The organism is Pseudomonas glycinis (genome assembly GCF_054871425.1).
In genome coordinates, this window is sequence record NZ_JBTYHF010000008.1 from 319,431 (window position 1) to 331,136 (window position 11,706).

Sequence of the window (11,706 nt, forward strand, 5' to 3'; positions counted from 1 at the left end):
CAATTCGGGATTGGTGGTGTGGCTTTCGCGAGCAGGCTCGCTCCCACCTTTAACTTTGCTGCACTGTAGATCCCCTGTGGGAGCGAGCCTGCTCGCGAAAAGGCCAGCGCTGATTCAGACAGCCACCGCCCCCAGCGCCTCAACAATCTGCCGCAACCCCGGCGCATCACCTTGGATTCGCACCTTCAGCCCTTCGATCTCGCGTCGCACCGGATATTGCTTGCGCAACACGTCAAACGCCGCTCGCTGCTCGGCGACATTCCCCACCAGACTGCGGCGGAAATCCGCATCATCGCGGCGTGGGTCATATACGCCCCGGCACAACATCGCCAGCGCCCATGCCGGATCGCTGTCACCGTGCAGGGAAACTTCCGACAACCAGGTTGCTGGCAGCAGATCACTGAGCGCGATAGCCGCAGGTTGGCCAATGAAAGCGCAGTAGGCCTGATAGATCTGAGCGGTCCCGCGTTGCTTGCCGTCGAGGCTGTAACCGGCAATATGGGGCGTGGCCAACACGCAGAGCTCGGCCAGCGCAGGGTCGACTTCCGGCTCCTTCTCCCAGACGTCGAGCACCGCTTGCAGGTCCTCGCGCTCCAGCAGCACCTCACGCAGCGCAACGTTATCCACCACAGGGCCGCGCGCCGCGTTGATCAACCATGCACCCTGCTTGAGTTGCTGCAAGCGCTGTTGATCGAACAGGTGCCAGGTTGCAGAGTCGCCGCTGCGGGTCAATGGCGTATGCAGACTGATCACGTCGCACTGCTCGATGATCTGCTCAAGGCTGACATAATCGCCGCCCTCGGCAGCCTGACGCGGCGGATCGCAAACCTTGACGTTCCAGCCCAGGCCTTTCAGGACCTTGATCAAGCGCCCCCCCACTTCACCGGCGCCGACAACGCCGTAAGTACGCTGCGTCAGATCCGCGCCTTCGATTTCGGCCAGCGTCATCAGACTGCCCAGTACGTAATCGACCACCCCACGGGCATTACACCCCGGCGCGCTCGACCAGCAGATCCCGGCCTCGTTGAAGTAATCGAGATCCAGATGATCGGTGCCGATGGTGCAGGTGCCGACAAAGCGCACCTTGCTGCCTTCAAGCAGCGCGCGATTGACGTTGGTCACCGAACGCACCAGCAACACATCGGCGTGCTCGACCGTCGCGCGGTCAATGGAGCGGCCCGGCACTCGGCGGATGTCGCCGAAACCGGCAAAAAAAGCATCGAGCAGCGGAATATTTTCGTCGGCAACAATCAGCATGGCGGGCTCCTTGGGCGGATCGGCAGTTTAGGTGCTGACGCGTCTATCAGCCAGCAGGGTTTACGCTTACAAATGCGCAACAGAGGATTTTTCCTGACCGAGGTGTCAGCGGCGTAGAATGCGCCGCTCTGCGCATCAATACTTTCTGGACGCTTTGCCTGTGAACCCTGTAACTGACCAACCTGTCGCCGTCTCCCTGACCCGCCCTGCGCGGATTCGCCTGGAGTTGAAAAACCTGCTCGCCCTCGCCCTGCCGATCATCATCGCGCAACTGGCGACCACCGCCATGGGCTTCGTCGATGCGGTGATGGCCGGGCGCGTCGGGCCCAAGGACCTGGCGGCAGTGGCACTGGGCAACTCGATCTGGGTCCCGGTGTTTCTGTTGATGACCGGCACCCTGCTGGCCACCACACCAAAAGTCGCCCAGCGTTTCGGCGCCGGCAAGCACAGCGAGATCGGCCCGATCGTGCGTCAGGCGTTGTGGCTGGCATTGGTAGTCGGATTGATCGCCACCTCGATGCTGATCGCTGCCGAGCCGGTGCTACATCTGATGAAAGTCGATCCGGAGCTGATCAGCCCGTGCATGCAATATCTGCACGGCATCGCCAGCGGCTTGCCGGCGGTGGCCTTCTATCACGTGCTGCGCTGCACCAGCGACGGCATCGGCCGCACCCGCCCGGCCATGGTGCTGGGCCTGTGCGGTCTGGCATTGAACATCCCGCTGAACTACATCTTCATTTATGGCCACTTCGGCGTGCCGGCCATGGGCGGCGTCGGCTGCGGCTGGGCTACGGCAATCGTGATGTGGGTGATGGCGCTGGGCCTGGCCGGGTATGAACGCTGGGCACCGGTCTATCGCTCAAGCGAACTGTTCAGCCGCTTCGACTGGCCGCAGTGGGCGGTGATCAAACGTCTGCTGTCGATTGGTTTGCCGATCGGCATCGCGGTGTTTGCCGAGTCGAGCATCTTCGCTGTGATCGCCCTGCTGATCGGCAGCCTCGGCGCTACGGTGGTGGCCGGGCATCAGATCGCGCTGAACGTCAGCTCGCTGGTGTTCATGATCCCGTACTCGCTGGGCATGGCGGTTACCGTGCGTGTCGGCCAGGCGCTGGGCCGCGAGGAACCGCGTGAGGCGCGTTTTGCCGCTGGAGTCGGCATGGGCACGGCGCTGGCCTACGCCTGCCTGTCGGCGAGTCTGATGCTGGCGCTGCGCGAGCCGATTGCGGCGATCTATACCGCTGATCCAACGGTGATTCACATTGCGGCGATGCTGATTGTCTATTCAGCGCTATTCCAGTTTTCCGATGCAATCCAAGTGACCGCAGCAGGCGCACTGCGTGGCTATCAGGATACTCGGGTGACGATGATCCTGACCCTGTTCGCCTACTGGGGGATTGGTTTGCCGGTCGGTTATGCGCTGGGCCTGACCGATTGGCTCGGCGAGCCACGCGGTCCGAGCGGTTTGTGGCAGGGTTTGATCGTCGGTTTGAGCTGCGCAGCATTGATGCTGTCGATTCGTCTGACACGCAGTGCGCGCAAGCGAATTCGAATCAGTCGTTCGGCGGGTTGATCGCCCAAAAAAAAGACCTGCATTTGCAGGTCTTTTTTTGCCCTGAGTCAGGACTTCTTGCGAATCCAGTACAGATAGGTGCCGGCCTCTTCGTGCTGGCTGACTAGCTCATGGTCAAGAAACACGCAGAACTTGGGGATATCGCGCTTGGTCGAGGGATCGGTGGCGATCACCTTGAGCAAGCCGCCGGGCACCAGATCGCGAATGTGCTGGTGCAACATCATCACCGGCTCCGGGCAATTGAGGCCGGTGGCGTCGAGGGTGCCGTCGACCGGGGTATCGATCATTTCACTCATGGTTCACTCCAGAAACTGGCCGGCATTGTCGCGCATTGCTTGGGATATCGTCCAACCCATGTGGGAGCGAGCCTGCTCGCGAAGGCAATCCGTCAGCCCCACCGCTTTCGCGAGCAGGCTCGCTCCCACAGGTTCAGTGTTGTGTCAGCGCGATTTGGTTTTCCTGGTGTCGTGCCGGCGCAAATGGCAAGTCACTTCCTCGCGGTCGTGATACAGCTGCTTGCAGCCGATATCAACCTTGATCCCACGCGCCTTGAATCCATCGGCAATGCGCTCGAGCAGACGTTTCACTTCGGCATAACGCTGCTTCATCGGCAGCTTCAGGTTGACCACTGCTTCGCGGCAATGTCCTTCGCCGATCCACTCTTCCAGCATCGCCGCGTTGCGCGCAGGTTTCTCGACGATGTCGCAAACCATCCAGTCCACCGGCTGCTTGGGCTTGAAGGTGAAACCGTCTGCCATCAGATGCTGGACCAGCCCGGTTTCCATCAGGCTTTCAGCCATCGGGCCGTTGTCGATAGCCGTCACCAGCATGCCACGGTTGACCAGTTGCCAGGTCCAGCCGCCCGGCGCGGCGCCGAGGTCAACGCCGGTCATGTCGCTGTGCAGGCGGTCTTCCCACTGATCACGTGGAATGAAGTGGTGCCACGCCTCCTCCAGCTTCAAGGTCGAACGGCTGGGTGCCTCGCGAGGAAACTTCAGGCGCGGGATGCCCATCGGCCACATCGCCGAATTGCCGGCATCGGCCATGCCGAGGAACACCTCGCGTCCGCTTTTGAAGGTCAGCAACAAACGCGGCTTGCTGGCGTCGTCCACCAGTTTGCCAGCGGCGGTCAGCGCCTTGCGCAGCGGGCCTTCGAACTTTTTGCAGAAATTCGACAGTTCCTTGCCGTCATTGGTATCGACCACTTCCAACCACAGACTGCCAAACACCGGAAAATCGGCCATGTGCGCGAGGATTACGCTGATCCGATCGTTTTCCGGCAGATCGATGAAAAAGCCGCGCGCCCACTGCCGCGGGAAGATCAATTCGGCGAAACGCTGACCGCGCATCAGGCGCTCGGCGCCGTCCGCTTCAGTGCAGACAAACTCGGCGCAAGCCGTGGCGGTTTTGGCTTTGGCGTAACCGGCGACATTGAGACGGGCGGCGAGATCGGAAATCTCCGAACAGACTTCGCCTTCGAAGCCGGGCCGGCAATGCATGAATAGGGTGTTCATTCTTACTCCTGGGCAGCGGTCGATCATTCGGCCGCTGCGCGATGCTCAAGCCTTGCGTTGCCGCAATGCCTGTCACGAAAACCGGCGCATGATAGCTGAAGTCGGAACCATGGTTGCGCCGATAGAGTCCAGTTATTAGCCAGCTACTCAAAACAGGGCTAGGTTTAATGCTCTGCCCGTCCCCTCAGTCCGTAGCCGTGCGGACTCAAAGGAGTGATCGTAATGCCGTCCCTCGATAGTCTGAAGTCACTGAAAACCCTACAAATCGACGCCACGACCTACCACTATTTCAGCCTGCCGGAAGCCGCCAAAAGCTTGGGCGATCTCGACAAGCTGCCGATGTCATTGAAGGTCCTGCTGGAAAATCTTCTGCGCTGGGAAGACGAAAAAACCGTCACCGGCGCTGACCTCAAAGCCATCGCCGCCTGGCTCAAGGAGCGCCGCTCCGATCGCGAAATCCAGTACCGCCCTGCCCGTGTATTGATGCAGGATTTTACCGGCGTCCCCGCCGTGGTCGATCTCGCCGCCATGCGTGCGGCAATGGCCAAGGCCGGCGGCGATCCGCAGCGGATCAATCCGTTGTCGCCGGTGGATCTGGTGATCGACCACTCGGTGATGGTCGACAAGTTTGCCAGCGCCAGTGCGTTCGAACAGAACGTCGACATCGAAATGCAACGCAACGGCGAGCGCTATGCCTTCCTGCGCTGGGGCCAGAGTGCGTTCGATAACTTCAGCGTGGTCCCGCCGGGTACCGGCATCTGCCACCAGGTCAACCTTGAGTACCTCGGCCGCACCGTCTGGACCAAAGACGAGGATGGCCGCACCTACGCGTTCCCTGACACCCTGGTAGGCACCGACTCCCACACCACCATGATCAACGGTCTCGGCGTGCTCGGCTGGGGCGTGGGCGGGATCGAGGCGGAAGCGGCGATGCTTGGGCAACCGGTGTCGATGCTGATTCCGGAAGTGATCGGCTTCAAGCTCACCGGCAAGCTCAAGGAAGGTATCACCGCGACCGACCTGGTGTTGACCGTGACGCAGATGCTGCGCAAGAAAGGCGTGGTCGGCAAATTCGTCGAATTCTATGGCGACGGTCTCGCCGACCTGCCATTGGCCGACCGCGCGACCATCGCTAACATGGCCCCGGAATACGGTGCGACATGCGGCTTCTTCCCGGTCGACGATGTCACGCTGGAATACCTGCGCTTGTCCGGCCGGCCGCCGGAAGTGGTGAAGCTGGTCGAGGCCTACACCAAGGCTCAAGGCCTGTGGCGGCTACCGGGTCAGGAGCCGGTGTTCACCGACAGCCTGGCCCTGGACATGGGCAGCGTCGAGGCAAGCCTGGCCGGACCGAAACGTCCGCAGGATCGCGTCTCCCTGCCGAACGTCGCGCAGGCCTTCAGTGATTTCATCGACCTGCAATTCAAACCCACCAGCAAAGAAGAAGGACGCCTGGAAAGCGAGGGCGGTGGCGGCGTGGCGGTGGGCAACGCCGATCTGGTCGGTGAAGCGGACTACGAATACGAGGGCAAGACCTATCGCCTGAAAAACGGTGCCGTGGTCATCGCCGCGATCACTTCCTGCACCAACACTTCCAACCCGAGCGTGATGATGGCTGCTGGACTGCTGGCGAAAAAAGCCGTCGAAAAAGGTCTGACACGCAAGCCGTGGGTGAAAAGCTCTCTCGCCCCCGGCTCGAAAGTGGTCACCGACTACTACAAAGCTGCCGGGCTGACTCAGTACCTTGATCAGCTCGGGTTTTCGTTGGTCGGCTACGGTTGCACCACCTGCATCGGCAACTCCGGGCCACTGCCGGAGCCGATCGAGAAAGCCATTCAGAAAGCCGATCTGACCGTCGCGTCGGTCTTGTCCGGCAACCGCAACTTCGAAGGTCGCGTGCATCCACTGGTGAAAACCAACTGGCTGGCCTCGCCTCCGCTGGTCGTCGCCTACGCACTGGCTGGCAGCGTGCGCACCGATATCAGCAGCGAACCGCTGGGTGAGGATCAGCAGGGCAATCCGGTGTACCTGCGCGATATCTGGCCGAGCAGCCGGGAAATCGCCGAAGCGGTGAATCAGGTCAATACGGCGATGTTCCACAAGGAATACGCCGAAGTGTTTGCCGGCGACGAACAATGGCAGGCCATCGAGGTGCCGCAAGCGGCCACATACGTCTGGCAGGACGATTCGACCTACATTCAGCATCCACCTTTCTTCGACGACATTTCCGGCCCGCTGCCGGAAGTCAAAGACGTCAAAGGTGCGCGGGTTTTGGCCTTGCTCGGCGATTCAGTGACCACCGACCACATCTCCCCCGCCGGCAACATCAAGATCGACAGCCCGGCCGGGCGATACCTGCAGGAAAAAGGCGTCGAGCCGCGCGACTTCAACTCCTACGGTTCCCGTCGCGGCAATCATGAAGTGATGATGCGCGGCACGTTTGCCAACATCCGTATTCGCAACGAGATGCTGGGTGGCGAGGAAGGCGGGAACACCATTTACATTCCCACCGGGGAAAAAATGGCCATCTATGACGCGGCGATGAAATATCAGGCTTCGGGTACGCCGCTGGTGGTGATTGCCGGTCAGGAGTACGGCACCGGGTCGAGCCGTGACTGGGCGGCGAAAGGCACCAATCTGCTGGGCGTCAAAGCCGTGATTGCGGAGAGTTTCGAACGTATTCACCGCTCAAATCTGGTCGGCATGGGTGTGCTGCCGTTGCAGTTCAAGCTTGATCAGAACCGCAAGAGCCTCAATCTGACCGGCAAAGAGACGTTCGAGATTCTGGGATTGACCGGCGTCGAGCTGAGGCCGCGGATGAACCTGCCGCTGGTTATCACTCGCGAGGATGGGCGTCAGGAGAGAATCGAAGTCTTGTGCCGGATTGATACGCTGAATGAGGTCGAGTACTTCAAATCCGGCGGGATTCTGCATTATGTGTTGCGGCAGTTGATTGCTTCGTGACGGGGTGACATTCGCCCAGGCTGTGATCTTTTTGACTTGGCTTTCAAAAGCAGGATCAAAAGATCGCAGCCTCCGGCGGCTCCTGCATTCAGGCGAAAAAAAACCCGCCGAAGCGGGTTTTTCCCAAGACCATTATCGACTCCCTGTCGGCAGCGATCCTTGCGATGGTCGATCGTCCATGATCCTGAAACACTCCCTGTGTCTCAGTTGATGTGTGTAGATTACCCAGTGGATCCAATCAGCAATAGTCGTAAAAGCTACCAACGCGTGTAAGACATTCGCCATACAAACACTTCCGAAAACCCTTAGACCTGTCAGGCACCGCCGCTTTCACGAGCCCTGGCGCTTTCGGCGAGAAACTGTTCAAGCCTGCTCAACTGCTCCTCCCAGCCGCGACTGTCCATGTAATACGCCTCTTTCTGACGGATATCAGGAATGTGCGCGAAGCCGGATTCCGAGACCTTGAGTAGAGTGCCGTCTTCAAAGTCCTGCAATTCGAACTTGACCAATGTGGTTGGCTCTTGTGAGTAGTCGATCTTCGGGTTGACCGCATACGGGTGCCAGCGGAAAGAAAACAGCTGCTGCGGCTCGACCCGCTCGATCAGCACATTCCACAATACGTGTTCATAACCGGGGTAAGTGACCTGACCCTGCGTCCACTCGCCGGCAATGAAACGCCGGCCCTCGAGCGCCACGCCAAACCACTGGCCAAACGCCTCTGCATCGACCAATGCACGCCAGACATGGGAACGCGACGCCTTGAGCGTGATCTTGCGTTCGAAACTGTTAGGTACTGGTTTCATACGTCACCTCCTGTTCTGAACACTAGGCTTGTATGACCACATGTCCAATGCGAAGTTGTATCGAAGCGCTGCAGACACCGATTCGAGCGGACACATTCTGCGGTAGTTTGCGCTCTGTGATCGGCGCCGCATGACCTGTTATCTTTCCAGCGAATCCGCAGAAACAAGGACGAATCATGCAGCCCTCTCTTGCCGATCGGTATCGCGGCGCCCTCCTCGGCCTGGCTTGCGGCGATGCGGTCGGCACAACAGTTGAGTTCCAACCGCGAGGATCATTCCAGCCGCTGAGCGATATGGTTGGCGGCGGGCCGTTCCAGCTTAAGCCAGGGCAATGGACCGATGACACTTCAATGGCACTGTGCCTGGCCGAGAGCCTGCTGCGCAAAAACGGCTTCGACGCGGCTGATCAGATGGGCCGCTATCTCAATTGGTGGAAATGGGGATACCTGAGCTCCACCGGTGAATGTTTCGACATCGGCATGACCGTCAGCCAGGCGCTGGAACAGTATCAGCGAACCGGGGAGCCTTTCGCAGGGTCGACTGATCCGTTGACAGCTGGTAACGGGTCGCTGATGCGGTTGGCACCAGTCGTGCTGTTTTATTTTCCGGACGCTCGACAGATCCAGATCCACGCTGCCGACAGTTCGCGCACAACCCATGCGGCGCCGGAGGCAATCGAGTGCTGCCAATTGCTGGCTGATCTGATTGCACGAGCGCTTGAGGGTGCGGAGAAAACACAGCTTCGCCGGGCGCCACTGCTCAAGCTTTCCCAGCCCAAGGTGGTTGCGATTGCTCAGGGTGAGTACCTTCACAAAGCGGAAACTGAAATAAAAGGCAGTGGCTATAGCATCCAATCGCTGGAAGCCGCTTTGTGGTGCTTTCACCATACGCAGACATTCGCCGAAGCGGTGTTGAAAGCAGCCAATCTCGGTGATGATGCGGATACAACGGCTGCTATCGTGGGTCAGTTGGCAGGTGCTTACTACAGCGCTCGGGCGATCCCCGAACACTGGCTGGAGCAGTTGCATGAAGGCGAGGAAATCACCGCCACTGCGGATCGCTTGCTTGAGGCGTCCCGGCTACGTACATAACAATCGATACACCCTTTCCACTCGAGATAGCGAGAACCTTATGTCAGTGCGTCTGCTTCTGGCCTCTGTGCCTTTTTTGTTTGCCCCTTTCGCCCATGCCGCCGTTGATTGCGCCAACGCCAGCGATCAGGCGACGATGAATCAATGCGCGGGGCAAGCCTTCAAAGCGGCGGACAAGGAATTGAATACGCTCTATCAGCAGATCACCGGGCGTCTCAAGGACAACCCGGACGGAAAGAAGCTGTTGGTCAACGCGCAGCGGGCGTGGGTCAGCTTCCGGGATGTCGAGTGCAAGTTTTCGGCTTCTGGGGTGGCGGGCGGGAGTGTTTATCCATTGGTTTACAGTAGTTGTCTCACAGCCGTAACCAAGGCCAGAGTAGAAACCCTCAAGCAGTATTTGAAATGTGAGGAAGGTGATATGAGTTGCCCGGCACCCGGTGCGTAATCACAGGCTCCGCTTACGGAGCCTGTGCTGTGAAACCGTTACGCATCAGACGTGAGGATCGCCCGGCGCCTTGCTCGGCGCTGCGTATTGCGGCTTGAGGTGGCCATCCTGATCGAGTAACCAGGCGTCCATGATCTGCCGCACTACTGGACCGGCAACACGACCACCCGCCTCGCCGTTTTCGATCATTACCGAGATGGCGATCTTTGGATGTTCGGCCGGTGCGAATCCTACAAACAGGGCGTTGTCACGGTGGCGTTCCAGAGTTTTCTCGCGGTTGTAGCGCTCACCCTGCTTGATCGCCACCACTTGCGCCGTACCACTCTTGCCGGCGATGCGGTATTGCGCGCCCGCAGCGGCCGCTCGGGCAATACCTCGAGCATCGTGCATGACCATCTGCATACCGTGATTGACCTGCTCCCAATCGCGCGGGTCCTTGAGCAGGATATTGGGCATTGGATGCTCGTCGACCGGCGCTACACCATCGACCGACTTGGCCAAGTGAGGCCGATTCCATATCCCCTTATTTGCGATCAGGGCAGTGGCCTGGGCCAATTGCAGTGGTGTGACCTGCATGTAGCCCTGGCCGATGCCCAGAATAACCGTCTCGCCGGGATACCAGGCCTGTCGCCGAGTAGCGCGTTTCCACGCTTGCGACGGCATCAGACCGGGCGACTCTTCAAACATGTCCAGCGAGACTTTTTCACCAAGGCCGAACATCGCCATGTAGTCGTGCAGACGATCGATGCCAAGCTTGTGCGCCAGATCATAGAAGTAGGTGTCGTTCGAGCGCATGATCGCCGCGTCCATGTCCACCCAACCATCACCGCTGTGGTTCCAGTTGCGATACTTGTGATCGAAGTCCGGTAATTGGTAGTAGCCGGGATCGTATACGCGGGTCTGCGGGGTCACGACGCCGGCGTCCAGACCAGCGATAGCGACTTCCGGCTTGATCGTCGAGCCTGGAGCGTACAGGCCGCGCAGTACGCGGTTAAACAGCGGACGGTCGATGGAATCGCGCAACGCTGAATATTCCTTCGAACTGATCCCGGTGACGAACAGATTCGGATCGAAACTCGGATTGCTGACCATCGCCAGCACTTCTCCAGTGGACGGATCGAGCGCTACCACCGAGCCACGACGGTCGCCCAAAGCGGCTTCAGCTGCTTCCTGCAGCTTTACATCGAGGCTCAGGACGATGTTTTTGCCTGGCACCGGATCGGTGTGCTTGAGTACCCGTAGCACACGGCCTTGAGCATTGGTTTCGACTTCTTCGTAACCGACATGGCCATGCAACTGCGCTTCATAGAAGCGCTCGATACCGGTTTTACCAATGGATTGAGTGCCTCGGTATTCAACGGAATCGAGGGTTTTCGATTCTTTTTCATTGATCCGACCGACATAACCGATCGAATGGGCGAAATGTGCGCCGAGGGGATAGTGCCGGACAAACTGCGGTTCGACATCAAGTCCCGGTAAGCGAAACTCGTTAACCGCCAGGACGGCAATCTGCTCTTCCGTCAGCTCATAAAACAGGGTGACCGGTGTGAACGGATGCCGGGATTGCTTCATCGCCTTGTCGAATACCGTGCGGTCTTCAGCAGGCAAGTGCAGCAAGTTGATGACTTCGTCCAATTCTTGATTGACGTCGGTGGCACGCTCACGGGTGATGGTCAGGTTGTAGCTGGGGCGATTGTCGGCGAGCAACACACCGTTGCGGTCGTAGATCAATCCACGCGTTGGCGGTATCGGGAGGACATGGACGCGATTGTTTTCGGAGATGGTCGAGTGATAGTCGAATTCCACGACCTGGAGGATGTACAGGCGCACCACCAGAGCGCAGCTGATGGCGAAGACAAACAGAGCGCAGGCGATCAATCGTTTGTTGACCAGCCGCGTCTCTTTTTCATGATCCTTGATCGGGATTGGTTCAGGCATTTCTACAGCAACTCTTTGACATAAATGAGTGCCGATCCGTGGGCAGGACATCAGTCCGTTAAAAAACGAGCTGCACCATACCAAAACTCGCCATCCACTTCAGGATGAATTTCCCCGGCGGCAG

Annotated in this window: 9 protein-coding genes; 4 read left to right on the plus strand and 5 right to left on the minus strand. The window is 59.1% G+C overall.

The window, feature by feature from the left end:
- Window positions 1-114: 114 nt before the first annotated feature.
- Complete coding sequence (gene pdxB / locus ACYSTU_RS20620) at window positions 115-1,257, minus strand: 4-phosphoerythronate dehydrogenase PdxB (RefSeq protein WP_476308564.1); 1,143 nt, start codon at window positions 1,255-1,257, stop codon at window positions 115-117.
- A 160-nt stretch (window positions 1,258-1,417) separates the two neighbouring features.
- On the opposite strand from pdxB, the gene ACYSTU_RS20625 reads away from it, so the two are divergent.
- Window positions 1,418-2,827 (plus strand): MATE family efflux transporter, encoded by a 1,410-nt coding sequence (locus ACYSTU_RS20625; RefSeq protein WP_499001308.1) that lies wholly within the window; start codon window positions 1,418-1,420, stop codon window positions 2,825-2,827.
- Window positions 2,828-2,874: 47 nt separating this feature from the next.
- Here the strand turns inward: ACYSTU_RS20625 and tusA are convergent, their stop codons facing one another.
- Together tusA and rlmM are read right to left on the minus strand one after the other, a co-directional pair.
- The gene (tusA, locus tag ACYSTU_RS20630) at window positions 2,875-3,123 is read right to left on the minus strand and encodes a sulfurtransferase TusA (RefSeq protein ID WP_016775503.1); all 249 of its coding nucleotides are present in this window, start codon (window positions 3,121-3,123) and stop codon (window positions 2,875-2,877) included.
- Between the two features lie 144 nt (window positions 3,124-3,267).
- Window positions 3,268-4,341, minus strand: a complete 1,074-nt coding sequence (rlmM, locus tag ACYSTU_RS20635; RefSeq protein ID WP_122752138.1) for a 23S rRNA (cytidine(2498)-2'-O)-methyltransferase RlmM — start codon at window positions 4,339-4,341, stop codon at window positions 3,268-3,270.
- A 222-nt stretch (window positions 4,342-4,563) separates the two neighbouring features.
- Between rlmM and acnA the strand changes: the two genes are divergently transcribed.
- Entirely contained in the window at window positions 4,564-7,305 is a 2,742-nt protein-coding gene (gene acnA, locus ACYSTU_RS20640) for an aconitate hydratase AcnA (RefSeq protein WP_122612727.1), read from the plus strand.
- A 314-nt stretch (window positions 7,306-7,619) separates the two neighbouring features.
- On the opposite strand, the gene ACYSTU_RS20645 is transcribed toward acnA, so the two are convergent.
- Window positions 7,620-8,108, minus strand: coding sequence for an SRPBCC family protein (locus ACYSTU_RS20645; RefSeq protein WP_016775506.1), 489 nt, complete (start codon window positions 8,106-8,108; stop codon window positions 7,620-7,622).
- Between the two features lie 176 nt (window positions 8,109-8,284).
- Here ACYSTU_RS20645 and ACYSTU_RS20650 point away from each other — a divergent pair, with 176 nt between their 5' ends.
- Complete coding sequence (locus ACYSTU_RS20650; protein ID WP_136493891.1) at window positions 8,285-9,199, plus strand: ADP-ribosylglycohydrolase family protein; 915 nt, start codon at window positions 8,285-8,287, stop codon at window positions 9,197-9,199.
- 40 nt (window positions 9,200-9,239) lie between these two features.
- Window positions 9,240-9,644, plus strand: coding sequence for a lysozyme inhibitor LprI family protein (locus ACYSTU_RS20655; RefSeq protein ID WP_016775508.1), 405 nt, complete (start codon window positions 9,240-9,242; stop codon window positions 9,642-9,644).
- Window positions 9,645-9,689: 45 nt separating this feature from the next.
- Here the strand turns inward: ACYSTU_RS20655 and mrdA are convergent, their stop codons facing one another.
- Window positions 9,690-11,582, minus strand: coding sequence for a penicillin-binding protein 2 (gene mrdA, locus ACYSTU_RS20660; protein WP_133340538.1), 1,893 nt, complete (start codon window positions 11,580-11,582; stop codon window positions 9,690-9,692).
- Window positions 11,583-11,706 lie beyond the last annotated feature (124 nt).

Excerpts from the sequence above, each read along its gene's own strand:
- pdxB (WP_476308564.1), bottom strand. The coding sequence starts at position 1,257 with ATGCTGATTGTTGCCGACGAAAATATTCCGCTGCTCGATGCTTTTTTT.
- tusA (WP_016775503.1), bottom strand. The coding sequence starts at position 3,123 with ATGAGTGAAATGATCGATACCCCGGTCGACGGCACCCTCGACGCCACC.
- rlmM (WP_122752138.1), bottom strand. The coding sequence starts at position 4,341 with ATGAACACCCTATTCATGCATTGCCGGCCCGGCTTCGAAGGCGAAGTC.
- acnA (WP_122612727.1), top strand. The coding sequence starts at position 4,564 with ATGCCGTCCCTCGATAGTCTGAAGTCACTGAAAACCCTACAAATCGAC.
- ACYSTU_RS20645 (WP_016775506.1), bottom strand. The coding sequence starts at position 8,108 with ATGAAACCAGTACCTAACAGTTTCGAACGCAAGATCACGCTCAAGGCG.
- ACYSTU_RS20650 (WP_136493891.1), top strand. The coding sequence starts at position 8,285 with ATGCAGCCCTCTCTTGCCGATCGGTATCGCGGCGCCCTCCTCGGCCTG.
- ACYSTU_RS20655 (WP_016775508.1), top strand. The coding sequence starts at position 9,240 with ATGTCAGTGCGTCTGCTTCTGGCCTCTGTGCCTTTTTTGTTTGCCCCT.
- mrdA (WP_133340538.1), bottom strand. The coding sequence starts at position 11,582 with ATGCCTGAACCAATCCCGATCAAGGATCATGAAAAAGAGACGCGGCTG.